This window comes from Chitinophaga sp., assembly GCF_035538455.1.
Taxonomy (GTDB): Bacteria; Bacteroidota; Bacteroidia; order Chitinophagales; family Chitinophagaceae; genus Chitinophaga.
In genome coordinates this window covers 48,315-73,490 of sequence record NZ_DATLKJ010000191.1, presented here as the reverse complement: position 1 = coordinate 73,490, position 25,176 = coordinate 48,315, and the positions used below count along the sequence as shown (strand labels likewise).

23 protein-coding genes and 1 tRNA gene are annotated in these 25,176 nt (G+C 47.7%); 10 read left to right on the top strand and 14 right to left on the bottom strand.

Translation table 11 applies throughout. The features are described 5' to 3' along the window. The 3 genes from VM802_RS23125 to VM802_RS23115 all read right to left on the bottom strand — a co-directional run. Positions 1 to 276, bottom strand: a 276-nt coding sequence (locus VM802_RS23125) for a hypothetical protein (protein ID WP_325535063.1), incomplete at its 3' end; no start/stop codon positions are given. A gap of 169 nt (positions 277 to 445) precedes the next feature. Further along, positions 446 to 1,000 (bottom strand): DUF445 domain-containing protein, encoded by a 555-nt coding sequence (locus tag VM802_RS23120; protein WP_325535061.1) that lies wholly within the window; start codon positions 998 to 1,000, stop codon positions 446 to 448. 118 nt (positions 1,001 to 1,118) lie between these two features. Then, positions 1,119 to 1,192, bottom strand: a tRNA-His gene (locus tag VM802_RS23115). 412 nt (positions 1,193 to 1,604) lie between these two features. Here VM802_RS23115 and VM802_RS23110 point away from each other — a divergent pair. Further along, positions 1,605 to 2,810: a hypothetical protein gene (locus VM802_RS23110; RefSeq protein ID WP_325535059.1), complete on the top strand. Its 1,206-nt coding sequence runs from the start codon at positions 1,605 to 1,607 to the stop codon at positions 2,808 to 2,810. 100 nt (positions 2,811 to 2,910) lie between these two features. Here the strand turns inward: VM802_RS23110 and VM802_RS23105 are convergent, their stop codons facing one another. After that, positions 2,911 to 3,342, bottom strand: a complete 432-nt coding sequence (locus VM802_RS23105; protein ID WP_325535057.1) for a GNAT family N-acetyltransferase — start codon at positions 3,340 to 3,342, stop codon at positions 2,911 to 2,913. A 26-nt stretch (positions 3,343 to 3,368) separates the two neighbouring features. Further along, the gene (locus VM802_RS23100; RefSeq protein WP_325535055.1) at positions 3,369 to 3,815 is read right to left on the bottom strand and encodes a carboxymuconolactone decarboxylase family protein; all 447 of its coding nucleotides are present in this window, start codon (positions 3,813 to 3,815) and stop codon (positions 3,369 to 3,371) included. Positions 3,816 to 3,910: 95 nt separating this feature from the next. Here VM802_RS23100 and VM802_RS23095 point away from each other — a divergent pair, with 95 nt between their 5' ends. Beyond that, positions 3,911 to 5,383, top strand: a complete 1,473-nt coding sequence (locus tag VM802_RS23095) for an aminotransferase-like domain-containing protein (protein ID WP_325535053.1) — start codon at positions 3,911 to 3,913, stop codon at positions 5,381 to 5,383. Positions 5,384 to 5,386: 3 nt separating this feature from the next. Here VM802_RS23095 and VM802_RS23090 read toward each other — a convergent pair whose 3' ends face one another. Continuing rightward, on the bottom strand, positions 5,387 to 5,791 hold the full coding sequence (locus VM802_RS23090; RefSeq protein WP_325535051.1) for a hypothetical protein: 405 nt from the start codon (positions 5,789 to 5,791) through the stop codon (positions 5,387 to 5,389). Positions 5,792 to 5,862: 71 nt separating this feature from the next. After that, on the bottom strand, positions 5,863 to 6,891 hold the full coding sequence (locus VM802_RS23085; protein ID WP_325535049.1) for a lipase family protein: 1,029 nt from the start codon (positions 6,889 to 6,891) through the stop codon (positions 5,863 to 5,865). Between the two features lie 207 nt (positions 6,892 to 7,098). On the opposite strand from VM802_RS23085, the gene aspA reads away from it, so the two are divergent. Together aspA and VM802_RS23075 are read left to right on the top strand one after the other, a co-directional pair. Beyond that, positions 7,099 to 8,502, top strand: coding sequence for an aspartate ammonia-lyase (gene aspA / locus VM802_RS23080; protein WP_325535047.1), 1,404 nt, complete (start codon positions 7,099 to 7,101; stop codon positions 8,500 to 8,502). Between the two features lie 110 nt (positions 8,503 to 8,612). Then, on the top strand, positions 8,613 to 9,953 hold the full coding sequence (locus tag VM802_RS23075) for an anaerobic C4-dicarboxylate transporter (protein ID WP_325535045.1): 1,341 nt from the start codon (positions 8,613 to 8,615) through the stop codon (positions 9,951 to 9,953). A 75-nt stretch (positions 9,954 to 10,028) separates the two neighbouring features. Here the strand turns inward: VM802_RS23075 and VM802_RS23070 are convergent, their stop codons facing one another. Then, positions 10,029 to 12,482 carry an MG2 domain-containing protein gene (locus tag VM802_RS23070; RefSeq protein WP_325535043.1) on the bottom strand — a complete coding sequence of 818 codons (2,454 nt, stop codon included), beginning with the start codon at positions 12,480 to 12,482 and terminating at the stop codon, positions 10,029 to 10,031. Between the two features lie 111 nt (positions 12,483 to 12,593). On the opposite strand from VM802_RS23070, the gene VM802_RS23065 reads away from it, so the two are divergent. Continuing rightward, entirely contained in the window at positions 12,594 to 13,844 is a 1,251-nt protein-coding gene (locus tag VM802_RS23065; RefSeq protein ID WP_325535041.1) for a BaiN/RdsA family NAD(P)/FAD-dependent oxidoreductase, read from the top strand. Between the two features lie 42 nt (positions 13,845 to 13,886). Here the strand turns inward: VM802_RS23065 and VM802_RS23060 are convergent, their stop codons facing one another. Continuing rightward, positions 13,887 to 14,516, bottom strand: coding sequence for a deoxynucleoside kinase (locus VM802_RS23060; RefSeq protein WP_325535039.1), 630 nt, complete (start codon positions 14,514 to 14,516; stop codon positions 13,887 to 13,889). Positions 14,517 to 14,544: 28 nt separating this feature from the next. Then, the gene (folK, locus tag VM802_RS23055) at positions 14,545 to 15,024 is read right to left on the bottom strand and encodes a 2-amino-4-hydroxy-6-hydroxymethyldihydropteridine diphosphokinase (RefSeq protein WP_325535037.1); all 480 of its coding nucleotides are present in this window, start codon (positions 15,022 to 15,024) and stop codon (positions 14,545 to 14,547) included. Positions 15,025 to 15,111: 87 nt separating this feature from the next. Between folK and sppA the strand changes: the two genes are divergently transcribed. The 5 genes from sppA (at position 15,112) to VM802_RS23030 (ending at position 19,997) form a co-directional block, all read left to right on the top strand. Beyond that, on the top strand, positions 15,112 to 16,866 hold the full coding sequence (sppA, locus tag VM802_RS23050) for a signal peptide peptidase SppA (protein WP_325535035.1): 1,755 nt from the start codon (positions 15,112 to 15,114) through the stop codon (positions 16,864 to 16,866). Positions 16,867 to 17,012: 146 nt separating this feature from the next. Next, a complete protein-coding gene (locus VM802_RS23045) occupies positions 17,013 to 18,119 on the top strand; it encodes an ABC transporter permease (RefSeq protein ID WP_325535033.1) in 1,107 nt (368 codons plus the stop codon). Between the two features lie 41 nt (positions 18,120 to 18,160). Next, positions 18,161 to 18,697 (top strand): SRPBCC family protein, encoded by a 537-nt coding sequence (locus VM802_RS23040; protein WP_325535031.1) that lies wholly within the window; start codon positions 18,161 to 18,163, stop codon positions 18,695 to 18,697. Positions 18,698 to 18,708: 11 nt separating this feature from the next. Further along, the gene (locus VM802_RS23035; RefSeq protein WP_325535029.1) at positions 18,709 to 19,239 is read left to right on the top strand and encodes an SRPBCC family protein; all 531 of its coding nucleotides are present in this window, start codon (positions 18,709 to 18,711) and stop codon (positions 19,237 to 19,239) included. Between the two features lie 263 nt (positions 19,240 to 19,502). Continuing rightward, positions 19,503 to 19,997 carry a DUF2911 domain-containing protein gene (locus VM802_RS23030; protein ID WP_325535027.1) on the top strand — a complete coding sequence of 165 codons (495 nt, stop codon included), beginning with the start codon at positions 19,503 to 19,505 and terminating at the stop codon, positions 19,995 to 19,997. Between the two features lie 146 nt (positions 19,998 to 20,143). Here VM802_RS23030 and VM802_RS23025 read toward each other — a convergent pair whose 3' ends face one another. From VM802_RS23025 to VM802_RS23010, 4 genes are all read right to left on the bottom strand, one after another. After that, positions 20,144 to 20,599 (bottom strand): DoxX family protein, encoded by a 456-nt coding sequence (locus VM802_RS23025; protein ID WP_325535025.1) that lies wholly within the window; start codon positions 20,597 to 20,599, stop codon positions 20,144 to 20,146. A 92-nt stretch (positions 20,600 to 20,691) separates the two neighbouring features. Next, complete coding sequence (locus tag VM802_RS23020) at positions 20,692 to 21,273, bottom strand: Crp/Fnr family transcriptional regulator (protein WP_325535023.1); 582 nt, start codon at positions 21,271 to 21,273, stop codon at positions 20,692 to 20,694. 11 nt (positions 21,274 to 21,284) lie between these two features. Further along, positions 21,285 to 22,583 carry an adenosylmethionine--8-amino-7-oxononanoate transaminase gene (gene bioA / locus VM802_RS23015; RefSeq protein ID WP_325535021.1) on the bottom strand — a complete coding sequence of 433 codons (1,299 nt, stop codon included), beginning with the start codon at positions 22,581 to 22,583 and terminating at the stop codon, positions 21,285 to 21,287. A 43-nt stretch (positions 22,584 to 22,626) separates the two neighbouring features. Next, positions 22,627 to 25,107, bottom strand: a complete 2,481-nt coding sequence (locus tag VM802_RS23010) for an ATP-binding protein (protein WP_325535019.1) — start codon at positions 25,105 to 25,107, stop codon at positions 22,627 to 22,629. Positions 25,108 to 25,176 lie beyond the last annotated feature (69 nt).

Here is a 25,176-nt window from a genome sequence, read left to right as displayed (position 1 = left end):
GAATTCTCCGTTGGTTTTGGATAACATGCCGGTGATTACGCTCGAGTCGCGCGCCCTGAGAACGGCTACAGAAGCGTATGGGATGGGCTTGCCGGTAGTTGCGTCGAGCAGTTTTCCGTAGAGATGACCGGGTTGCGGCATATTGGCCCGCTGTCCTTGTCCCTGTTGTGGCGGCTGTTGTGAAGCTGTCTGCCTGTTGCCCGCAGCGGGAACCTGTGAAAATGAAATAGTATGCCCAAGCAGTATTGCGGCTGTAATCGCGAACCAACGTTTCATTACTGATGATTTTTATCCTGTATGCATTTCGGATCAGGACAAAAGTATCGGGGCACTGTGTTGAATGGCCGTAGAATGTGATGAGCGGGAATTTTACCGGAGAAGCCAGCGAAATACTGCGCTAAAAGGTCTTAACAGTAGTTAACAGACCCCGGTAATTTAACACTGGTTAACAGAAGTATGTTATTACCAATGCTATAAGCCCTGTTAGAAAGCCGGTGAGCGCACCCAGTAACTGAAGTTGTGAAAGTGGTTTGCGTAGCAATCCTGTTGTTAATGCTTCCATTTCTGTTGCGCTGATGCTGTTGATTTTATCTGCCACAATCCTTTCCAGGTCGAGATCCTGTTGTATATCGTCCAGGTATTGATTAATGAGTTGGGGAAACAGCAGATCCATTTCTGCAACGAGATGTGTTTTAATCTGATTCACGATGCTGTCTCCGATGAACATGGATAATACGGGCATTGCTTTCGGAAGACGTTCCCTGAGAAAGCCATCCAGGTGGACTTCTACGAGGGGTATAATATTTTTTATTTTTTCAGGATCGGTCAGTTTTGTTTTGATCTGATCGAAGGAGAATAGCTGTTTGCTTACCAGGGCTCCTGCGCTGGCGGCCAGTTGTTGCTGCCTTTTCAGGAAGTAATTTTTAACGAGTGCTTTCGCAGCAATGCTGAAGATGATCCAACCGATCAGAGCGCCTATAATGGGAGTGAGGTAAAGCATGATATGGCCTATGTGAATTACGAATTTTTAAAATATATAATGATTCAGATCACGAGAGCACAAAATACCAAAATCCGGAAATAAAAAAGGCTTCTTTTTACAGAAGCCTTTTTGTTTGGGTGATTGAAGGGTTTCGAACCCTCGACCCTCAGAACCACAATCTGATGCTCTAACCAACTGAGCTACAACCACCGTTTATATCTTTTTGTTCGTGTTCTTCGTTGTTGGGAGTGCAAAGATAAGGCAAACATTTTTTAATTTCCAAATACTTCGAAAAAAAATTTTCTCAGACATTTATATATGATGAAAAAAATCAGATGACCAGACGGAGAAGAGACGCAATAAAAATAGGGCAGAAGAAGGCTTCCGGTTTTGTGTACGTCCCGAAAAGTGGTATCTTTGCGCACTTCCCATTATAATTCCCAGTTTCATAATTTATTGACAACCAGAAGGATGTTATTGTTATGGCATCAGGTCTCTGCGCATTGCCGGGTATTTTATCCGGCGTCCGGAATGATTTTCCTGCCAGTGCTCCTGAAAAATGACAATTCCCTTAATATACTGGTTTTTTATCACGTTTTTAACTATTAATCATATATACATTATGGATCAGCTTAAACTGAAATTACAGGAGTATTATCAGCGTTACCAGCAAGTGGATCAACGGGTGAAGCCTGGAAAAGTGGAGTCAGGAGACGAGGACGTGCTGGACCTTGAGAACGATATTCTTTCACAGTTCGGATTACCTGCGTCGCGCCGCTTTGTGCAGATTCTGCATGATTTCGTGCATCACAGCCACGTAAATGACCAGCTGCTGGATTATGTTAGTAAAAAATTACGGTCTGCTGCACGCAAATACCTGCTGGCGCCGGTAATGTCGGACATTGACGTGCTGGAGAGCGCGCGCGAACAGAAACGTACACCTTTTGACGTATTGCCGGAACTAGGCTATCCTGTACAGGATTATGCACTTTTCCTGGTGGGTGAGCTGTTCTACCGTCGTAATATGGCTGCAGCCGATATCCTGGACGAACTGAAGAAAGCGCATCACTTTCATTCCTGGAACGATCTGGTTGTACTGAGCAAAATGAGCAACTATTCTGCACAGGACTTGTACGCCAAACTGAAGAAACATGAACTGCGCTTTATCGATGACTATATCCAGCATACACACCGCCAGGAAACAGCACGATTGGTAAACAAGCGGCCATCACCGCTCGAAGAAGGATACAAGCCGGAATACAAGACTATCACCAAAGTACAGGTGGAGGATATCATCTTCGATGAAAAGACCACTCCCAGCCTCTTTGGTAAGATCAAAAGCGGAAGGAGCTATACTCGTATCACCATCAGCCTTGAGTTTACTGAACTGAACCAGATACTCATGAGCAGTGATGAACTGGGTATCGAGATCAGCAACCATATCAAAAAACGTCTGGCTAACCCTTCTGCGGAAAAGCCTACTGTTATTGATATCCGCGCTGAATTCGGCACGATTCTGAAACTGGAGAACTGTTACCTGGAAGTCTACAAACCGCAGCACCGCGAAGGCAACAAATGGGTGGAGGATAAGGATAATTTCTATTTCCTCGACAAGATCCTCACCAAGAAAGAGTTTGAAAAGAAGACCAAAGAAGCGGAAGTGCAACAGAAAATACAGGAATGCCTCGAACTGATTGGAGGTTCCTATGTATACTATCAGCGTCTGCGCCGCCTTGGCATCACAGATGAAGAAGCCAAGCTACGTGCTGGCCTTTCAGATGAACTGCTGTTTAAGCTGTCGTTCTTTCTGAATAAGGTCAAAGAGTAATTTTTTATTTTTTTATTTAGGTATGTAGTTATTTATAAATGCAGCGAGTCGAACTCGCTGCATTTATAAATAACTACATACCTAAATAAAAAAACAGATCTCATAATGGTTGTACGAAATGGTGGGCGGAAATATGATAGCCCTGCTGCAAGTACAATCGGTGCGCGGTATGGCGTGCATGGCCGGAGTCCAGCTGCACGGCCTGTAGTCCTTCTTCGCGGGCACGTTCTTTAATGTGATACAGCAGGAGTGAAGCATAGCCTTTGCCTCTGTATTCGGAGAGGGTAGACAAATCATCGATGTAGATGGTTTTACCGGCATGTAATGTATGCATGTACCTGAAACCTGCGATGGCCACCACTTTGGACGGATCCTCATCAGCAGTGAGGTAAACGATACGGTAGCCCTGTTCCTGCATTTCTTTCAGTTGCGGTAACAGGTTCTCCGGTTGTAAGTGGGGGCGCAGTGCAAATATTGCATCGCTGCAAGCCAGCAGGGATGCATCGTCTGTAGCGTATCTGACGTTTCTCATGTCTGTAGGTTTATGATGCTGTAATATTATTGTTCTATAGGAGGTATTCTGTGTGAAGACACGCCAATGCGGTTCCACATATTAATGGCGGTAATGGCCATGATCAGCTGTGCGGTGTGCTCCAGTCCGAATTGTGCAATAGCCCGTACATAGGTTACATTGGTAAGCCCCTTTTCGCTGATCAACGTTATCTCTTCCGTCATGGACAGGATGATCCGCTCTTCATGGCTGAAGTGCGGCGCCTCACGCCATACCGGGAGCAGGTAAAGGCGCTGCTCCGTTTCGCCCATCCGGCGCGCATCTTTCGTGTGCTTGTCGATACAGAATGCGCAACCGTTTATCTGCGATGCCCTGATCTTTATCAACTCCTTATGCAACGGATCTATACTGGTACCAGCCAGGTATTTTTCTATCGCCATCAGTGCATTGAATGCTGCAGGATCTACTTCCTGCATGCGGAATCTTTCTTCCATATCTGTCGATTATGTTTTCCGTTAAAAATCAGTTACAAAATTAAAACCAGCTGGACTATCTTAGTAGTCCACATTTCAATTGTAAAATAGTCCAGATGCTGCCCTTCAAAACGCTCATCATTATTGATAAAAAATCGCGACAGCACATCTACCTGCAGGTCGCAGGCCGAATGATAGCTCTCATCCAGGAAGGTGTGCTGAAGCCGGGTCAGTACCTGCCCGGGAGCCGTGTCCTGGCGGAACAGCTGAAGTTGCACCGCAAAACAATTGTAGCTGCTTATGAAGAATTGGTAAGCCAGGACTGGATAGTACCCGTAGCGCGTAAAGGCATGATGGTAGCTACCAACCTGCCGGCAGTAAAGCCCAGAACTTTTCAAACGCCGGCGTCTCCCTATGCTGATACACCACGCTTTTCCTTTGCAAAAGTGCCCAGCGCGCATGTTGCGTTGCAACCGGGCGTCAAGGGAAACCTTATTATCAACGACGGCTTCCCGGATGTGCGGCTGGCGCCTTTGGAGTTGTGGCTAAAGGAATGCAGAAGCATCATACAAAATACCCGTTACCAGCAGCACCTGCTGCATGGCAGCGGCTCCGGCAATCATGTGCTGCAAAGCGAAATGATGAAGTATCTCTCGGTAACCCGTGGTCTCAATATCATGGTGGACAATATCATGATTACCCGCGGCGCACAGATGGCGATCTATCTTGCTGCCTCTCTGCTTGTGAAGAAAGGAGATTATGTAATAGTGGGAAATCCCAACTACTATTATGCAGACCTCTGCTTTGAACAGCTGGGAGTACGGATGCTGCGGGTTCCTGTAGACAAAGATGGCATTGATGTGGAAGCTGTGGAAAAACTCTGCCGCACAAAAAAGATCAGCATGATGTATGTCATCTCCCATCATCATCATCCTACGACGGTCACACTCAGCGCAGAAAGAAGAATGAAACTGCTGGAGATCATCCGGCGTTATAATATACCAGTGATAGAAGATGATTACGATTATGACTTTCACTACAGCTCTGCGCCGATTGTACCGCTGGCCAGTGCAGATCATGGCGGGAATGTGATCTATATCGGATCTTTAACCAAATCGCTTGGATTATCACTGCGGCTGGGTTTTATGATAGGCCCGGCGGCTTTTATCTCAGAGGCGGCATCGTTGCGTAAGATGTTGGATTTACGCGGCGATAACCTCTCTGAAGAAGCGGTGGCTATGTTGCTGGCAAATGGTACTATCGACAGACATCTGAAGAAATCTAACAAGATATACCAGGAGCGCCGCGATCAGCTCACGTATCTGTTGCAGATGCGATTGGAAGATGTGGTTCAGTTTGAACCGCCGGCGGGCGGTATGGCCACCTGGGTAACTTTTTCCAGGAAGTATCCGCTGCCTGCCATTGCAGAGAAGGCCGCCGCGCTGGGGCTGAGAATGAGCGGAGGGGAGGTATACAGTCATGGTATACAACCACTGAACGGCCTGCGTTTCGGCTTTGCATCGCTTAACAATAAAGAGCTTACGGCCTGTATTAATGTGCTGGAGAAAGTGATCCGTGGCAGGAAGTAAGGATTACAGCAACCCAACACCCAGCGTGATCATGGCGGCAGCCAGCAGCAGCACGCCCGTGTAGAGGATGATTATAAGGCCGCTGGGTTTCTGTCGTTGTTCGCCGATGGCAGCGGCGAAGAAACCGCCACTTACAAGAATAGCGCTCAATGGTACGGCTATACGAACAAACCATGTAATTGAGGGTGAAAGCCATGACTCATCAGCCAGCAGTTGCACCACCAGAGAGAGAATCACCAACACGCCGGCATGTGCATGTCCTGCCCTGAACATGGATTTCTGAAAAGGGGTCAGCTGCATGTTATCACGCCTGCCGCTAAGCACTGTTAACAGGAAATAACCACCGTACTCAATTGTAGGTACGGTGATCAGTATAACCCCGCACATCATTTTTGCTGCTGTTGTCATAGTGGTTGTATTTTAGACAGGTCAAAAGTAGCATCAAATTCTGTGGGTTGGTCTTAACAAATGTTAGTAAATCAGTGTATGTTCACCTGGTAGACATGTTCCAGCAGCCAGCTATAAGGTTCCAGCATATGATGTATGAAGATGTTCTTCCCATCGAAATGAAACCGCTCATCATATCCGGGAATATTATACAGGATCACAGGGGTACCAGCTGGCATGTAGTTGTGGCTCTGCACAAATTCAGGCCGTTCGTAGCCGGGTAATATCTTTTTTACGCGTGTATAGGCCATCTTTCCCAGCACGCGCTGCATGCGGCGGCTGGCTCTTTTTGAAGGACGGTCCAGTCTTCCATAAGTATATCCCAACGCTACCCTCAGCAGGAACTTCTGCTTTTTTAATGTACCCTTCACATCGGAAAATGGATTCACGGCATTGAAGTCGCGTGTGGTCTGAAAAGAGAAAGGCGTTTCCGCTACCCAGTCCTGTGCATTTACTACGCGCAGTCCCCAGCCATTGCGTGTGATATAGTCAAAGTCGTAGGCATAGTAGAGGTTGCCTGGCTTGGGTGCTGCACTGCAATAGGTTTTGAGTACCACATCCTTTGGGATGTTCCCGGCATATTGCAGGTAAGAGCGCAAGAGGAAAGCGATGGCGCCACCCTGGCTGTGACCGAAGATGATAAATTCGTGTACGCCCTGCCGGTAGTATTCGTTGATCTTGCTGACGATATCAGGGGCCATAGCCGCTAAACCCAGTGTCCAGCCTGCGTGTACATAGGTCCTGGGGTTTTCAGACAGGCGGTAAGGGAAAGAGGTGCTGTCGCTCAGCTTCAACGTACCCTGTGCAGGGATCATGCCGGCATAGAAGTTTTCCAGCCACGAGGTAGAAGTACCGTTGGTACCGCGGATGACGATAATGCCTACATTGTCTTTACGCCGCCAGAGGAACCAGCGGTTTACCAGTCCTACTTCGGGGGAACGGTATACCAGCTCAGCGTCGCGGGGCGCGGCGGTTTTCACTTTCGTCCAGGGGGTATCTCCCATCCGGTCCACCATCTTAAGCAGTTCGCCGTATTCAGCAGCATCGAAATGGGGAGACAAATGTTGGGCACAGATATTGTCTCTTCCAAAAAATAAAAATAGAAAACAGAGCAGCGAAATACGGAACACCATGAGAAATCACCAATTACGGGTAAAAAATTACGAATGAAATGAAACGCAGCTGACGTTTCATTAGATGAATCTACAACAATTTATAAAGAGGTGTTGTTGTAAAAGCGATTAACTTTCGGGTTTAAATATAATTTTATGTCAAAGAGAATAGAGCATGATTTCCTGGGAGAGAAGGAGTTACCGCACGATGTATACTACGGTATTCAGACGTTAAGGGCGATGGAGAATTTTCATATTACCGGTATTCCGCTGAAGGTGGAGCCACTTTTTGTACAGAGCCTGGGATATGTGAAGAAAGCTGCTGCTATGACCAATCGCGATCTTGGCGTGCTGGACAAGAACATTGCCGAATACATCATCAGGGCGTGTGACCGTGTGATAGCTGGGGAATTCAATAACCAGTTTCTCAGTGACCTTATACAGGGCGGCGCCGGTACTTCGGTGAATATGAATGCCAATGAGGTGATTGCCAACGTAGCATTGGAGATGATGGGCAAAGAGAAAGGACAGTATGAGTTCTGTCATCCCAACAATCATGTCAACTGTTCACAATCTACTAATGACGCTTACCCTACCGCGTTCCGCATCGCGTTAATCAATAAGCTGACCGGCTATAAAGAAATACTGGTGGACCTTGCAAATGCTTTTTCTGCTAAAGGAGATGAGTTCAATAATGTATTGAAAATGGGCCGTACTCAATTGCAGGATGCGGTACCTATGAGCCTGGGCGATGAGTTCCGCGCTTTTGCCACTAACCTGAATGAAGAGCTTTCCCGCATTGAAGACAGCAAACAGCTGATCTCCGAGATCAATATGGGAGCTACTGCCATTGGTACCGGCGTCAATGCACCGAAAGGTTATGCGGCGCTCGTGACCGAACACCTGCGTGGCATCACCGGGCTGGATTTGAAATTGGCCGGCGATCTTATTGAAGCTACTTACGATACCGGCGCCTATGTGCAGCTTTCCGGTGTATTGAAACGTACCGCCGTGAAAGTATCCAAGATATGTAACGATCTCAGGTTATTGTCCTCCGGACCACGGGCAGGGCTAAACGAAATTAACCTGCCACCTATGCAGCCGGGATCATCTATTATGCCGGGTAAGGTAAACCCTGTGATACCGGAAGTGGTGAACCAGACAGCGTTCTATGTGATTGGTGCCGATCTTACCGTAACCATGGCCGCCGAAGCGGGACAGTTACAGCTGAATGTAATGGAACCGGTGATTTCTTTTGCGCTGTTTTCTGCTATCACTTATATGAGTAATGCGTGCCGTACCCTACGCGAGAAATGCGTGGTGGGCATCACTGCCAACGCAGAGCATACCAAACAGATGGTGATGAACAGTATCGGTATTGTTACGCAGCTCAATCCTATCCTGGGTTATGAAAAGTCTGCATCTATAGCGCGAGAAGCCCTGGAAACAGGCAAGTCTGTGCACGACCTGGTAGTGAAGGAAAAACAACTGATCACACAGGCCAAATGGGATGAGATCTTTACGTTTGAAAATATGATCCGACCGGCGTTTATTCAATAAGATTCTTTTAATAAGTGGAATTTATTTATTTTTTTATGTAGTTATTTATGATTCAAAAGTTATTTCTTTCAGAACATAAATAACTACGTAAAAAAGAGATAAATTTCGCTATGATCTGGATACAATTCGCAATCCTGCTGGCAGCCATACTCATTGGCGGCCGGATGAAAGGCATTGGGCCGGGTGTAATGGGCATGGTGGTATTGGCCGTCTATGTTTTTATTTTCCGGATGAAACCCGCCGACCCACCTATTGACGTTATGCTGATAATTCTGGCAGTAGTGACTACTGCTGCCGCTTTGCAGGCCGCCAGTGGAATGGATTACCTGGTGCGCATTGCAGAGCGCATACTACGCAGCAAGCCTTCCCTTGTAGTATTGTTAGGCCCCCTTGTTACGTTTGTTTTCACGCTTTTTGCAGGAACAGCCCATATCAGCTACTCGCTTCTGCCTATCATCTCTGAAGTTGCACTACAAAAAAGGATACGCCCGGAACGGGCACTTAGCGTTTCTGTGATTGCATCACATCTCGGCATTACCGCCAGCCCTGTATCAGCTGCCACTGCTGCGTTGATAACCATCCTTGGTGGAAAGGTCACTTTATTGCAGGTCATGCTGGTATGTATTCCGGCGACTATCATCGGTACTTTGGCCGGTGTGGCAGTGTGCTGGAAGAAAGGGAAGGAGCTGAACGACGATCCTGCATTTCTGGAGTTGATGAAAGATCCTGAATTTGCAAAAAGTATTGCTGCAGGCACACAGCTGGAGCGGCCTCCATTACCAAAAGGTGCGCCTGTTTCTGTATTGATATTCGGCTTTGCAGTGTTACTGATTGTACTCGCAGGCTCATTTCCGGGCATGTTACCGTCTTTTACAGAAGGGAGCAGCAATATGGCCATTGATGCAAAGGGGCATATTAAAATGGCTGCCGTCATAGAGCTGGTGATGCTGGCAGCTGCCGGGATTATCATGCTGATATGTAAAACCACCGCAGCGCAGGTAGCCAAGGCCAGCCTGTTTACTTCAGGCGGACAAGCCGTTGTATCTATCTTCGGGGTGGTATGGATGAGCGCTACCTTTATGCAAACGAACAACGCTGTTATTGAAGGCACGCTGGGCGAAATGGTGAAAACAGCACCGTGGACCTTTGCTATCGCCTTATTTATATTAAGTACGTTATTGTTCAGCCAGGCGGCTACCACCAAAGCACTAATGCCACTGGGTGTATCGCTTGGTATCCTGCCGGCCAATCTTGTAGCGATGTTCCCCGCTGTTAACGGCGATTTTGTATTACCAGGATACCCTACACTGCTGGCTGCTATTAACTTTGACCGTACCGGCAGTACCTATATTGGTAAGTACCTGCTGAATCACAGCTTCATGATACCAGGATTGGTGAGCGTGGCGGTGTCTGTAGCGGCCGGGTTTTTCTTCTCCGGATTATTTATGTAGACGTAACTATTATATAAAAGCAATAGGGACCAGGTTTTACCTGATCCCTATTGCTTTTTATTATGATACTATATACTAGTATTCCTGTTCCAGTCTTCCTACTGTACCTTCTTCTGTAATACCTTCCACAACTAAACGAAAACGTTTGGAGAAGTCGTTGTTGTAGAACTCAACAGTAGCGGTATGCGTAAGGGTATCTACCGGCACGTTGGGATTCCAGTAGAGTGTGAGGCGCTTGTCAGGTAATGCGTGCACTTCTTTCTTAACGGAGTAGTCAGGGGAGTAGAATTGCTTCACAACAGTATATCCTGCCTTTTTATACAGTTGAAATCCTTTGATGGTAGGATCAGGTGTTTTGTTATCACCGCCTTTCTTAGTGTATACAGCGATCGCGCCGTTGGCGCCGCCGAAGCCACCCATGAACGGAGGACGGAATACCTTAATGAGCGCAATATCGTTGATGTTGATGGAGCTGAGCATGCTTACATCAGACTGCATTTCGTTGAGGTATAATCCGGGTTTTCCACCGCGCCATGACAGGGATGGATTGTTCATATCACCGGTGATCTGTAACCCTGCCACTTTTGATTGCAGGTATTGGAAAATGTTGAAGGCGGTCGGTGTTTCCTGAGTAAGATCGAATGAATAACCATCGCCGCCTGAGAACATACCGGAAGCATAACGTTTCTCGGTGGTTTCAGCAGGCTTAACCTTCTTGGCATTTACATTTACTTCCTGGAGGTAGACGGTTTTGTTGTTGATAGAGCGATTTACTTTATTGCCCTCAGAAGCTCCGGCCAGAAAGAGCTTCAGTGAGTTGTTATCCACTGGCGGCGGAACGCGCAGCGGGTAAGGAATCTTCACTTGTGTGGCCCTGTCGAAGAAGTGGGTATCGAATTTAACGGATATATCTACGCCCTTTTTCACGGCATCGTTGCCCTGGTAATAGATATAGGCAGTATCCGGGAACACCATATTGGACATATTGAATTCTCCTTTCTCATTGATGGGCGCCTGTGCGAACATGGAGGAGCTGTCGATAGGCAGCTTGATGATCATATCCAGCCTGCCGTTTGCCAGCGGGCGGCCATTGGGCTGAGTAGCGGAGCCTTTAACTATAAGGCCCTGCTCATAAGGATACTTAACTTCAGGGAACTGGTTGTTAGCAATTTTTTCCCAGCTGAAACGCCGCCATCCGTTGGTCATCATCACAAGGTCCAACGCCTGCAGTGTGGCGGGATCTTCATTCCGGAAGTACCAGTTGGGGTTGTATACATATCCTTTGATGTCGGAGGTGAGCAGCATAGTGGATACGATGTTAGCTGCGTTCTTATCTACAGGCACAGCATCAGCATCGGTGATAGCCACGGAGATGCTGGATTGCAATGTATCCGGGAGGCGCAGCACCACGGTGCTTTTCTTCCTGAATTCTTTGCTGACGTTGGATTCTAGTACGTCCATCTGCAAGAGGTCACTCCTACGCACGAAGGCAATCCTCTCGGCGAGTGGCAGGCCATTCTTACCAAAGAGGGTTACCTGCAAGATGCCTGAAGGTAATTTATCTACCGGCACAAAGCCGCTGATGCGGCCTTCACCGGCATTGAGCGATGCTTTGTATACCAGTTGGTTGTTCATCTGTGCCAGTACAACCATGTCATTCATGGAAGAGTCGCTGGCATTGGCAGGAACCGCCTGGTAGAAGATGCGGGCGCCTTTGTTATAGAGCTTTAATGTGGCCCCGGTAGCCTGTGCAGCCGGCAGTGTGAAGGTTTTGCTTTGTCCTTTCGCACTTTTGATCACGGCCTGTAAGGCATCCTGCGGGCCGTTTGGTGTGACCTCGAAAGTGCCCATACCGTCATGTATGGTTTTGATAGTTGCTTCTGTAGCGCCTTTGCCATCTTTCACAATGCCGGTTATTTCAATAGGATAGCCGTTATTGTCGATGGCTTTGAAGGCCACGTTGTTAGCTGCTCCTGCGATGAGATTACCACCCTCGGGAAAGAACTGTACGGAGAAGTCCTGTGCAGTGGAATCCGATGGGATAGATGTTTTCTTTGAAGGGTCAAAGATTTCTATGGTGCGGGAATAGCTGAATGCGGGATCAAAGTTGAGCATCCAGGCGGTGTAGGCACGGAGCTGATATACGCCGGCCTTCTGGGTTTCGGGCAGTTCAAAGAAGCCGGGCGCACCGGCGTTGGCTATGCCAAACAACTTCTTCTGCACAATATTGTTATTCTTGTCCAGCAGCTCTACATAAAGGTTAGTGGCCTGTATGGAGGGGAGCCCCTGTATGGTTACATAGCCTTTGAACCAGATAGTTTCTCCGGCGGCATAGTAATCCTTATCGAGGTGGAGGTATACTTTTTCCTGCGGGTAGCGGGTATTGAATATCTGTAATGCTTTTATGAGCTTGTCGGACCAATCGTCAGGGCCTGGGCGTACAGCCACTGCGCTGGCTATTCCTGCCAGCAGAGCGACCGGGAGTATCCATTTCAGCCGGCGGTATTTTTTCCTGTTTTGCGGTTGCATGAAATTTATTTTGAGCCACTATAATATTAGGACAAAAATATAAACTTCAGTAAGATTACGGCAGGTTTGTTATTATTGCGTGATTAAGCTAAAGGTTTTAACAGGATTTTAATGAATCTTAAAAGGAAAAGATTAGTGGTGGCCGGTGGAGGAGCAGCCGGTTTTTTTTGTGCAGTGAATGCGGCGCGTCTGTGTCCTCAGCTGGAAGTGGTGTTGCTGGAAAAAACCGGTAAGCTGCTGTCCAAGGTGAAGGTGAGTGGCGGCGGCAGATGCAATGTAACGCATAATGCGCCGGATATAACATATATGGCTAAACGTTATCCCCGTGGACAAAACTTTGTTAAGAAGTCGTTCTCCCATTTCTTTGTGCCAGACACCATTGCCTGGTTTGCAGAGAGAGGTGTGAGGCTGAAGGCAGAAGAAGACGGCCGCATGTTCCCGGTGACAGATGATTCACAGACGATCATTGACTGCCTGTTGAAAGAGGCTGATAAGCACCATGTGATCATTGAAACCAGTACGGAAGTAACAGTCCTGGAAAAAGCTGCTGACGGCCGCTGGCAGTTGCAGCTGCAACAGGGAAGAACACTTGTGGCAGATTATGTATGCATCGCGGCGGGTGGTTATGCCCAGGCGGGGAAGTTCAGCTGGCTGGAGAAAACCGGGCATACCATTGTGGCGCCTGCGCCATCACTGTTCACTTTCAACATGCCAGGCAATCCTGTCATAGGCCTGATGGGGGTGGCTACCACAGCGCATGTGAAAATTGCCGGTACCAAATTACAGGAAAACGGCCCGGTGCTGATTACCCACTGGGGGGTGAGCGGCCCTGCCATTCTGCGTTTGTCGGCATGGGGAGCCCGTGAGCTGCAGGATATGCAATATACTTTCACAGCTATCATCAATTGGGTGCCTGACTATAATGAAAATACGCTCCGCGAAGCGTGGCAGTCGCTCCGTTTCGACCTGGGCAAGCAAAAGATTCATCATAAAAATCCATTCAACCTCCCGCAACGCCTCTGGCATTTCCTGCTACAGCAAACCGGTATTACTGAAGATATGCGCTGGGCGGATGTTCCGGCGAAAGACCAGAACCGCCTGCAAAAACTGTTATGCGGGATGGAATTTCCAGTGAAAGGGAAAACCACCTTCAAAGAAGAATTTGTCACCTGCGGTGGTATCATGCTCAGTGAAATCGCGCCCGCCACCATGGAAAGCAGAATAGTACCCAACTTGTTTTTTGCAGGGGAAGTGATGGATGTTGACGGGATCACAGGCGGCTTCAATTTTCAACATGCCTGGACCAGCGGGTTTATTGCCGCAGAGGCGATCTGCAAGAAAGAAACCGGCGTTAATGTTTAGTTACCAGCCGTATGTACTAACTGCCGGTAGCTGAAAGCAATATTACAACGTAAGGTAGTTGATCCCCACCTCATAGTCTTTTTCCAGGGCTGTCAGCAGTTTGCCGAAGTCGTCGGGATGTTTTACAAAGTCAACCTTTGTCATATCTATCATCAGGGTACGTACAGGATGCTGCTTGATGTATTGCATATACATGCCATGTACATTGCGCAGGTAATCGTCCGGAATGGACTGTTCATAACTGCGGTTACGATGTTTGATATTTTCTTGTAGTTTGTTGACAGGGGCATTGAGGAAGATAAGCAGATCCGGTTGCACGAGCTGCGGATTGATGATGTCGAATAATTTCTGATAGAGGGAAAACTCTTCTTCGGGCAAAGTCACTTTTGCAAAAAGCAGGCTTTTGATGAAGAGATAATCAGACAAGATCACATCGCTGAACAGGTCCTGCGACTGCAGCATTTCCTTCAGCTGTTTGTAGCGCTCTGCCATAAAAAACAACTCCAGCGGAAACGCATATTGCTGCGGACGCTCGTAGAAGAGCGGCAGGAAAGGGTTGTCTGCAAACTCTTCCAGTATCAGTTTTGCAGAGAAGTGTTTTGCTAACATACTGGCCAGCGTGGTTTTACCGGCGCCTATATTTCCTTCAACGGTGATAAACCTGTAATTCATGCTGTTAAATCGTACTTCGGGTAAATGCTCAAATCTTTATGGCGGGCAGGTGGTCTTCACAGGAAGCCTGCAATTCGCGAACGGTTTTATGTAATACGGGGTGCACAAAATCAGGAATGATTTCCATCAGAGGCACCAGCACAAATTGTCTGAGCTGCATACGTGGATGTGGTATTCTCAATTCCGGCAGCGAGATCACCTCGTCATTGAAGAAGATCATATCTACATCAATCACCCGCGATCCCCATTTCTCCTGGCGGATACGGCCTATTTTCCTTTCAATTTCCAGGAGTGTATGCAACAACGTTAGTGTATGCATGTCCGTGCTGATCTGTATCCCCTGGTTAAGGTAGTCCGGCTGGTCCACGGAACCCCAGGGCGCTGTCTGATATAAGGAGGAGATTTTTTCAATCCTGCCGGCGTTTTCAGCGATCAGCTCTGCCGCTTTCCGGAGGTTCCCGGTACGATCGCCTAAATTGCCACCTATAAGTAATATTGCTGTATTCATGTATAATTCGAATCCCAAAAGTAGCCATATTCCTTATTTTTGAAAAAATGTATATTACCATTTTCGCTTTCATCTTAACTAATAAGTATGCGTTTCTTTAAAATCTTTTTTGCCTCCCTGCTGGCATTCTTCGTATTCACGGCTCTTTGCGTGATCGTGTTGCTGGTAATGATCGGGAAGGCAATCTCCTCAGAACCTGTTGCCATCTCCCCCAATGGTATACTGGTATTGCAAACCAGCCAGTCGTACAATGAGCAGAAAGTTGTGAACCCCCTCGGCGCCTTTATGAAGGAAGATGCGTCGGAAGTACCCGGCCTGTACCAGACAGTAAGACTGATAGAGCACGCCGCTACCGATGACAACATTAAAGGTATTTACCTGAAAGTGGACGGGGACCCTAATGGCTTTGCCAGCTCCGAAGAGCTGCACGACGCCCTCCTCCGTTTCAGGAAGTCCGGAAAATTCGTTTATGCCTATGGGGAAGTAATCACCCAGAAAGGCTATTACCTGGCTACCGCGGCAGATAAGATCTATCTGAACCCCAAAGGAATGGTAGACTTCACCGGTTTCTCCACACAGATCACCTTTTTTAAGGGAACACTGGAAAAACTGGAGATACAGCCGGAAATATTCTACTGCGGTAAGTTCAAAAGCGCTACTGAGCCGCTTCGCGAAAACCAGATGACAGAGGCCAATCGCATACAAACCAGCCAGTTCCTCGGACAACTGTACGGTAATTTCCTGCAGGGCATCAGCAAGTCACGCAGCATTGATACCGCTACGCTGCACGGCTACGCCAATGAAAACCTCATCCAGGAGCCGGCTGATGCGCTGAAATACAAACTGGTGGATGCCCTTAAATATGACGATGAAGTGGTAGCTGAGTTGAAAGGCAAAACAGGACTGAAAGATACTGAGAAGCTCAACCTCGTGACTCTCTTTAAATATAATAGCGCTGTGACCATCGACAACGGCTCCGGGGAAAACAAGATCGCCCTGATATATGCGCAAGGTGGTATTGTGAGTGGGGATAACGACAAAGAGAATACCATCGCCAGTGAGAATTTCCTGCGTGATATACGCAGGGCGCGTGAAGACAAGAATGTGAAAGCTATCCTCTTCCGGGTGAACTCTCCCGGTGGCAGTGCACTGGCGTCTGAGGTGATCTGGCGTGAATTGTCGCTCGCCCGCAAAGTGAAGCCCGTTGTGGTTTCTATGGGAGACTATGCCGCCTCCGGCGGATATTACATCTCCTGCATGGCTGATAGTATTTTCGCAGAATCCAATACCCTCACCGGGTCCATTGGTGTGTTCGGGGTGATGTTTAATATGCAGAGCTTCTTCAAAAATAAGCTGGGCGTAACTTTCGATGGTGTGAAGACTGCTCCGTTTGCAGACCTGGGTAGCATTGGCCGTCCGCTGACAGAGGCAGAGAAACACTTTGTACAGAAGTCAGTTGACAGCGTATATGCATCCTTCAAAGATCGCGTGGCTGTCGGCAGGAAGCTCTCGCCAGCTATCGTTGACAGCATTGCCCAGGGCCGCGTATGGACCGGCCAGGATGCCGTGAAGCTGGGACTGGTAGACCGTATCGGCGGTATCAGTGATGCCCGTGCATGTGCAGCACGTATGGCCAAACTGACCACTTACCGGCTGGTAGAATATCCTGAAGTGAAAGATAAACTCTCCAAACTGCTGAAAAGCGTAGGCGGAGATGTGGAAACACGTATGCTCAAAAGAGAGCTGGGAGAGGAATACAGGCTGTATCAGCAGCTGAAAGAAGTGAAGGAAATGCATGGCGACATCCAGGCCAAACTGCCCTTTAATTATTTAGGTATGTAGTTATTTAGGTATTTAGGTATTTAAAATGCAGCGGAGACCAATAATTGTTTTAACAAAAATTGGTCTCCGCTGCATTTTAAATACTTAAATACCTAAATATCAAAATAAATAAATACTAAATTTGCTCCGTTTTTAAAAATGACTAGATGAACGGAGCGAAGTACAGTCAGTGGAGGGCCATGCTGGCTATTACCAAAGGAAGTTTGAGAGCAATATTCAGAAGCCCTTCTGCAGTGGTGTTCAGCCTGGGATTTCCGTTAGTATTTATACTGGTGTTCGGGTTTATAGGTAATGGCAGCGTGTCTGTGAAAGTAGGAGTAGACCGCCATACAGACATCAACAGTCATTTTTACAAAGGGCTCTCACAGGTGAAGACGTTGAAGCTGATCACCGACCAGCCCGCAGCCCAGATGGAAGACGACCTCCGGAAAGGGCGTATCACGGCTATTCTTAATATAGTGCCCCGCAGTGGGGCCGATAGCATCCCGGCCTATGACGTACGTGTGAAGACCTCCACCGCCTCTGATGCAGCGAAGAAAAATATTCTTTTATCTATACTCAAGAATGTAACCACCGCGCTGGATGATCAGGTATACAAACGCCCCACGGTGGCTGCCGTTATCCAGGAAGAGGTGCCGGGCCGCGCATTCAAAACCATCGATTTTATCTTACCCGGACAGCTAGGTTTTGCCCTGATGAGTGCTGCGGTATTTGGTACAGCCTTTCTTTTCTACAGCCTTCGCCAGACATTAGTACTGAAGCGGTTTTTCGCCACCCCGATAAAACGTACTTACATTGTGCTGGCAGAAGCATTGAGCCGTATGTTCTTTCAGCTGATCAGCTCTGTGATCATTATTGGCCTGGGGCATTTTGCCTTTGGTTTTACATTGGTGCATGGTTGGGCCACCTTTGCTGAGATGCTGGTATTATCCGTATTCGGGCTGCTTGTATTCATGGGATTTGGTTTTGTGGTGAGCAGTCTCGCTAAAAATGAGAGCACCATTCCTCCTCTTGCCAACATCGTTACCCTGCCGCAGTTCCTGCTGGCAGGTACTTTTTTCCCTATAGACGCTTTCCCTTCCTGGCTGCAACCGGTATGTAACATTATGCCGCTGACCTATCTCATAGATGCCCTGCGTAAGGTGGCATTTGAAGGGCTGCATTTGTGGAATGTGGGTTGGGATATTGCTGTTCTCACCATTTGGGGTGTGGTAGTATATGCGGTAGCGGTAAAAGTATTCCGCTGGGAGTAGCAGGTTTTCGTTAGCTTTGGCTTACCTAAAAAATCCAGCTAATGCAGGCCTTTTTTATTATTCTGGGCGCATTGATCGTCCTGGTACTGGGGCTTTTCATCTTCAGCTTATTTCTTCCCCCTGCCGTAAAGGTGACGCGCTCTCAGGTTATTGCGGCGCCTGCCGATAAGATATTCCCCCTGGTGAATTCCGTTCGCAACTGGGAATTGTGGTCGCCCTGGAAAGAGCAGGACCCCGCTATCCGGATCACTTACGGAGAAAAAGAGAGTGGCGCCGGTGCCGGTTATAGCTGGGAAAGCAACAACCGCAATGTAGGGAAAGGACATATGATCATTACAGAGTCAAGACCGGATCAATATATCGCTACCGAGACAGACTTCATGGCGATAGGCGTCGCCAAAGGTACATTCCGTTTTGACCCGGTGCAGACCGGCACCCTGGTTACCTGGTCTATAACCTGCAACATGGGACAGCACCCGCTCCGGAAGGTAATGGGGGTGCTGATGGATAAATGGGTAGGCCGTGATTTCGAAAAGGGACTGAAAGGTATAGAGAAACTGGTTGTTCGTTATTCGTAATATTTTTATACATGCGTCTTTTTAAACTGCTGGTCATCAGCATTGTTATTTTTGGATCATTGTTTTTTGCATTATCGCTGATATTTCCCTCCACTGCTGTAGTTGAGCGTACCGGAGTGATCAATGCACCACTGGATACCGTATATGCTCATATTGGCGATCTCAAAGCCTGGGAACAGTGGAACCCCTGGAGCCGTCCGGATACTACGGCGAAACTCATCTTTTCATCTCCTGCACAAGGTACTGGCGCCTGGTACAGCTGGGACGGTAAGCTCAACAGTGGTAAAGTAACTATTGAAGACAGCGACCCTGCCAAAGGTATCCACTACCTTATGGACATACAACGTATGCGCCCCGTTAACGGAGGTATTGAACTCAGGCGCACCCCCGACGGCAAAGGCACTGCTATCCTGTGGCATATGGAAATAAAACTGGGATTACTGCCCTGGTGGAAACTGAGAGGCTTTGTATCGGATAAGATTTATGGCCCTTCTATGGATACAGGACTCACCCGGTTAAGTAAGATCTGTGAACATATTTAGTGATTTAGGGATTACTTGATTTAGGAATTTATAGATGCAATGAAGATCATATTTTGTTACAATTATTTGAAAACAACAATGATATAATCTTCATTGCATCTATAAATTCCTAAATCAAGTAATCCCTAAATCCCAAAATCTCCTATAACCACATATAAAAATTAAAAACCATTGGTCCTATTCGTTTCACTTGCATCAGATTTATAGGGTACATTGTAATCAACTTAGTTCCACATATTTCCCAACACATTTAAATCTGAAAAATGAAACACCTCTTAATGGCAGCTTTCTTTCTTGCCACTACCAGCTTAGGCTTTGCTCAGGAAAAACAGCGCAAAAGCCCACACGTGTCCGTAGAAAACAAAGATATTAAGGTTGTGTACGGTCAACCTTCCAAAAAAGGCCGTGAAATCTTCGGCAAACTGGAACCATTCGGTAAAGTATGGCGTACTGGTGCTGATGAAGCTACTGAGATCACCTTCAACAAAGATGTGGTATTTGGCGGCAAACCGGTAAAGAAAGGCACTTATACCTTCTTCACTATTCCTGATCCTAAAACCTGGACCATTATCCTCAACGGTAAACTGGGTCAGTGGGGTGCTTATGATTATGATAAGAACAAAGGAGAAGATGTTGTTGCCGTGAAAGTACCGCGTGTAGCGCTTTCCCAGCCGGCAGAGAAACTTACCTTCACACTTCCTTCTAATGCAGTGGTATTTGAATGGGATGATACAAAAGTATCAGTACCAGTGAAATAATTTCTCGTAGTACCGCCTGGGCGGTACAAAAAACACTAAGGATTATTTAAGTTGAATAAGACTGTTCAATACGGGCTACAGTTCTTTTCCGACTTAAACAATCCTTAGTGTTTTTTGTGCTCATATAACTTTGCAGGAAATATCACTTATTTCAACAGTTTATCCACTGAGAAGCGCCCGCCGCCTTGCAGCATGATGGCGATACACATTCCCAATACGAGCAGATGATATTCAAAGCCCTCCCTGCCAGCAGGCATTTTGCCAAACCAGTTCATGAAGAAACCATTGGCGCCATGCTCTACCACTATCATCCCTATGAATAAAAAGAATACACTGATAGCCGCGAGTTTTGTACCGGCGCCCAATACCAGCAGCAACATACCAAGGCATTCTACCGCTATAGCCGCTGCAGCAACAAAGGCAGACAATCCTGCTACCTGTGTCATATAATTCATTTCCCCGCTCAATCCAGGACCGTTAAACCATCCGAAAAGTTTCTGTGCCGCGTGAGGAAAAAGTACCAGTCCAAGTGTGAGCCGTAATACAAGGCCTGTCCAGTTACCATCTGTAGACAGTGCCCATTGCATAAATTGTTTGTACATGTATCGTTGATTTTTACAGTACAAAATTGATACATGCGGCATTATTTTTACGTGACATTTGATAAAATTATACTGTGATAAAAATCACAATATTATCGGGGATGTTTTTGTTGCTGGCTTTTCAACCGGCTGAGCGTTTCGCGGGTGATACCCAGGTAGGAGGCGATATGTTGCTGTGCCACCCGTTGCTCGAACCAGGCATAGCGCTTTACAAACTCCGCGTATCTTTCTTCTGCGGGCTTCTGCAGATAAAGTATGCGGCGTTGCAATGAGGCATAGGACTGCAGCAGCATGTTACGGAAGTAGTTATCCATCGCGGGAATATCGATGAATAGTTTGTCGAGCACTCTTTTTTCAATGACAAATACTTCTGTGTCTTCCAGTGCGTCAATATTGTAGACCGACGGTGTGTTGGAGAGCATGCTGTACCAGTCAGACATCCACCAGTTTTCAAATGCAAACTGCACCACGTTTTCGCGGGCATTGTCGCCCACTTCATATTGCCGCAGGCAGCCGCTGATCACGAAGTAGTCGTACTGGCAGATTTCTCCTTCCTGTAAAAGATACTGCCGCCGCCTAACTTTTTTATGGACCAGGGCGGCGCAGAAAATTTCTTTTTCTTCTTCGGTGAAGGTAACATAACGGTTGATATGGGACAGTATAGCGGCATACATAGTTCCCAAATTTACACTATCTCTTTCAGTTCTGCCAGCATCTGCCGGATGCTGTCGTACACGGCATCCAGTTGTTCGTCTGTAATGCAGTAGGGTGGCAAGATGTAGAGTGTATTACCCAGCGGGCGCAGCATGATGCGGCGCGATTTAAAGAAGCGATGCAGATGATCTGCCAGGTTATTCGTATAACCGTCGGCGTTATTGGTGGTCACTTCAAAGGCGAGGATCGTGCCCAGCAGCCGGGGATTTTTGACGGATGGCTGTTGTTGCAGTTCGTCCAGGAAATGCTGGTGGCGGATTTGTATACGTTGGCGTTGTTCACCACACTCAGGCTTTATGAAGAGGTCAAGGCTGGCCAGCGCCATGGTACAGGCCAGCGGGTTGGCAGTGAAGGAGTGCCCGTGAAACAGCGTCTTTAGTTTATCTGCCGACAGAAAGGCATCGTATATCGCTGCTGTGCTGGTGGTAACGCCCAATGCCATGCTGCCGCCTGTAAGCCCTTTGGAGAGACAGATCATATCGGGTTGCGTGCGGATGTTTTCCATCGCGAAATTCTTGCCGGTTCTGCCGAAGCCGGTCATCACCTCGTCAGCTATCAACAGTATATCCTTCGATCTGCAATATTGCAGTAACTGATCAAATGCCGTGGCATCGTACATGATCATGCCTCCGGAGCCTTGCAGCAGCGGCTCAAATATAAAGGCGGCCACCTGTTCCGGGTCTTGTGCTGCTATATCAGCGATGATCTGTGTAATATTTTCCGGGGAAGGCACATCAAGGAAATGCACTTCAAAGAGGAGATCCTCAAATACGCGGGTGAATACACTTCTGCCGCTGACGCTCATTGCACCAAAGGTATCGCCATGATACGCATTTTTGAAAGCCAGCAGTTTGTGTTTGCGTTGTCCTTTGTTATCCCAGTATTGCAGCGCCATTTTGAGTGCTACTTCCACTGCGGTGGAGCCGTTATCGGAGTAGAACACGCGGGCCTGGTTGTCCGGAAGTATCTGTAATAACCTTTCTGCCAGGTTCACCGCGGGAGGATGTGTATAGCCTGCAAATATGCAGTGTTGCAGTTGCAGGGCCTGTGCGGCCAGCTGCTGTGCCATGTATGGATGTGCATGGCCATGTATGTTTACCCACCAGCTTGAAGTGGCGTCTATATAAGCGTTGTCTTGTTCGTCGTACAGGCAGGCTCCTTCTCCGCGCACAATGCCGATGGGCGCGGGCGCTGTCTGCATCTGCGTATAAGGGTGCCATATCACTGCAAGGTCTCTTTCCGGAAGTGTGTTGACTGTTGTTTGTAACATGGGGCCAAATGTAGGAAAAAACAAACTTTGCTGCTATAAGGTTTTAGCCGCGTGGCGAATAATACTTCGTCAGAATCTCGAACAGATCCTTTGCCGGATAAGGCTTTGGCAGCATGTCTGTGACATTCAGTGCGCGAAGCCGGCCGGTTACTTCGGGCATAATATCGGCGGTGAGCACAATGACAAAAGCATTACGTTGCAGCTCGTGAATGTATGGGATGGTTTCATAGCCGTTCATCTCCGGCATATGCAGGTCGAGGATGATACCGTCAAATTGTTGCTGCTGCATCAGGTCCAGCGCCTTTTTGCCATTGGTGGCCACTGTGAGTTGTGCGCCGGAGTTGGTCAGTTGCAATTGCAGTACCCGGACGTTGATAGAGTTGTCTTCCACAATGAGCAGCTGCATGTCTTTGAGAAAGTCTGCCGGTGGCGGTGTTTCTTCTTCCTGTATTTCCTGGCTTTCCCCGGGGATGTCAAAGTTGATGGTGAAGCTGAAGGTGGCGCCTGCGCCTTTATCGCTTTGCAGGGATATGCTGCCCTGGTACAGTTCCACTAATCTGCGGCTGATGGCCAGCCCAAGCCCGGTGCCGCCGTGGCTGCGGGTGGTAGCGGAATCTTCCTGGACAAAGCTATTGAAGATATGTTCCTGCATTTCCGGGGCAATGCCGATACCTGTATCTTTCACCGCAAAGCGGATACGGTATTGCGTGTCGGTGGTATCTTCCAGTTTTACTTCGATGGTCACGGCGCCTTCGCTGGTGAACTTGATCGCGTTGTCGGTAAGGTTGTTGAGTATTTGCGATAACCGCAGCGGATCTCCTGTGATGCGCTGTGGCAGTTCATAATCAAAGTATGTAAAGAGTTTGATGCCTTTGGCTCTGGCCTGTGGAAGGTAGTTGCCGGCGATGCCCTGCAGCAGCTCCGCGAGGTCAAAGGGAATATTTTCCAGATCCACTTTCCCTGCTTCTATCTTACTGAAATCGAGAATATCATTTACCAGTGCCAGCAGATGATTGGCAGAGAAGCGAAGGTTGTAGAATGTTTCAGGATTATGGGCTTCCGGATATTGCTGTAATGAGTCAGCGATGCCTACAATTGCGTTCAGTGGCGTACGTATCTCGTGGCTCATAACGGAGAGAAATTCGCTTCTCCCTTTGGCGGCTTTCTCGGCACTGAGGCGGGCTTCGTTGATCTCCAGCTCCTGCAGTTTTTCTTTGGTAATATCCATAACGATACCTCTGAAATGGGTAATGATACCATTGGTATAAGCGGGCGTACCGAGTGATCTCACCCAGCGTTCGCGGCCGGTGGCCGTGATCATGCGGAGATCAAGACAAAACTGCTGATGATGGTGCAGCAGGTTGTGGCGCGCTTCTAAGAATGTGTTGCGGTCATCCGGATGATAGAAGGTTGCGATGCCTTCAAATGTCACAGGGTATTCAGGCTGCACTTCCCTTAATACATACATCTGCCGCGTCCAGTATATTTCGCCGGTGACGATATTCAGTTCCCATCCGCCGGTGAGGCCCATCTCCTGGGATATATCCAGCAGGTGATTGTATCTGGTGAGATCAGCATTGGCTTGCCGCAGCGCCATTTCATTACGTTTGCGCTGTGTAATATTCTGTATGCGTATTAATATTTTTTTGGGAGATGAAGGAGGATGATGGATAAGGTTCATCTTCATACGATACCATCTAAATACGCTGGTTCTGATATCAGGATATTCATATTCCTGTTCCAGCCCGGAGCGTAAAACAGCGTCCGCAATATTATCAAATGGAGTGGCAAATTTTCCCAATGCTTCTGTAATTGTCTTTCCGATCACTTCTGCCGGCGGGCGAAACAGCATCTCTTCATCGCGGCACCATACTTTGGTAAACACTTTCTGATCGTTCATTTCAAAAACAATATCATCCAGTGCAGCGGTAAGCGTTACCAGGTCAGACATCATTTCTGTACTGGCTGCTCTCATTCTTTCGTAGGTATCACGATGACGACTGGCATACAGTAATGAGCTGCATGTCATCAGTACGGGTTCGAGCTGACTGATCAGCGCCGTATCGTAACCATCCCTGTTATTGAACAGGCAGAGTATGGCCGTTAAAGTATTATTGTAGATAAGCGGAAATCCGATAAAAGTATGCAATGAAGCAGGTGTGCCGGAGAAGCCGGCGTTGTTTTCATCATCAGCTACATTATTGCTTAGCAGCGGTTTTCCGGTGATGGCGACACGGCCAAAGAGTGCAAGGGTGTTACTGAGTACCGTGCCTTCTTTTCCCATCTGCGCACCATAATACTGTAGCATCGCGTTGTCAGGAGGAGCTCCGGCAGCAGTGAGCAGCTGGAGCAGCGGCGTAGCCGGAGCAGACGGCAGTACATCGGCCATGAAGCCCGATTCACTCTTAGTAGCGGTTACCAAAGTATGCAGGAAACGTTCACAAGCCGATACCGGGTTGCTGTTTTCGGCAAAATCATGATTGACCTGACTGATTATATCCAGAATTGTTTGCTGCGACAACATTAGCCAAATGGTTACAGGTAAAAGGCTTTAAGCAAGCAAGGGTCAGGAGTATGCGGTATCTAATATACT

Bases quoted from the DNA above. Each gene is read 5' to 3' on its own strand.
- VM802_RS23120 (WP_325535061.1), bottom strand. From the start codon at position 1,000: ATGCTTTACCTCACTCCCATTATAGGCGCTCTGATCGGTTGGATCATC.
- VM802_RS23110 (WP_325535059.1), top strand. From the start codon at position 1,605: ATGGATCAGCTTAAACTGAAATTACAGGAGTATTATCAGCGTTACCAG.
- VM802_RS23105 (WP_325535057.1), bottom strand. From the start codon at position 3,342: ATGAGAAACGTCAGATACGCTACAGACGATGCATCCCTGCTGGCTTGC.
- VM802_RS23100 (WP_325535055.1), bottom strand. From the start codon at position 3,815: ATGGAAGAAAGATTCCGCATGCAGGAAGTAGATCCTGCAGCATTCAAT.
- VM802_RS23095 (WP_325535053.1), top strand. From the start codon at position 3,911: ATGCTGCCCTTCAAAACGCTCATCATTATTGATAAAAAATCGCGACAG.
- VM802_RS23090 (WP_325535051.1), bottom strand. From the start codon at position 5,791: ATGACAACAGCAGCAAAAATGATGTGCGGGGTTATACTGATCACCGTA.
- aspA (WP_325535047.1), top strand. From the start codon at position 7,099: ATGTCAAAGAGAATAGAGCATGATTTCCTGGGAGAGAAGGAGTTACCG.
- VM802_RS23075 (WP_325535045.1), top strand. From the start codon at position 8,613: ATGATCTGGATACAATTCGCAATCCTGCTGGCAGCCATACTCATTGGC.
- VM802_RS23070 (WP_325535043.1), bottom strand. From the start codon at position 12,482: ATGCAACCGCAAAACAGGAAAAAATACCGCCGGCTGAAATGGATACTC.
- VM802_RS23065 (WP_325535041.1), top strand. From the start codon at position 12,594: ATGAATCTTAAAAGGAAAAGATTAGTGGTGGCCGGTGGAGGAGCAGCC.
- VM802_RS23060 (WP_325535039.1), bottom strand. From the start codon at position 14,516: ATGAATTACAGGTTTATCACCGTTGAAGGAAATATAGGCGCCGGTAAA.
- folK (WP_325535037.1), bottom strand. From the start codon at position 15,024: ATGAATACAGCAATATTACTTATAGGTGGCAATTTAGGCGATCGTACC.
- sppA (WP_325535035.1), top strand. From the start codon at position 15,112: ATGCGTTTCTTTAAAATCTTTTTTGCCTCCCTGCTGGCATTCTTCGTA.
- VM802_RS23045 (WP_325535033.1), top strand. From the start codon at position 17,013: ATGAACGGAGCGAAGTACAGTCAGTGGAGGGCCATGCTGGCTATTACC.
- VM802_RS23040 (WP_325535031.1), top strand. From the start codon at position 18,161: ATGCAGGCCTTTTTTATTATTCTGGGCGCATTGATCGTCCTGGTACTG.
- VM802_RS23035 (WP_325535029.1), top strand. From the start codon at position 18,709: ATGCGTCTTTTTAAACTGCTGGTCATCAGCATTGTTATTTTTGGATCA.
- VM802_RS23030 (WP_325535027.1), top strand. From the start codon at position 19,503: ATGAAACACCTCTTAATGGCAGCTTTCTTTCTTGCCACTACCAGCTTA.
- VM802_RS23025 (WP_325535025.1), bottom strand. From the start codon at position 20,599: ATGTACAAACAATTTATGCAATGGGCACTGTCTACAGATGGTAACTGG.
- VM802_RS23020 (WP_325535023.1), bottom strand. From the start codon at position 21,273: ATGTATGCCGCTATACTGTCCCATATCAACCGTTATGTTACCTTCACC.
- bioA (WP_325535021.1), bottom strand. From the start codon at position 22,583: ATGTTACAAACAACAGTCAACACACTTCCGGAAAGAGACCTTGCAGTG.
- VM802_RS23010 (WP_325535019.1), bottom strand. From the start codon at position 25,107: ATGTTGTCGCAGCAAACAATTCTGGATATAATCAGTCAGGTCAATCAT.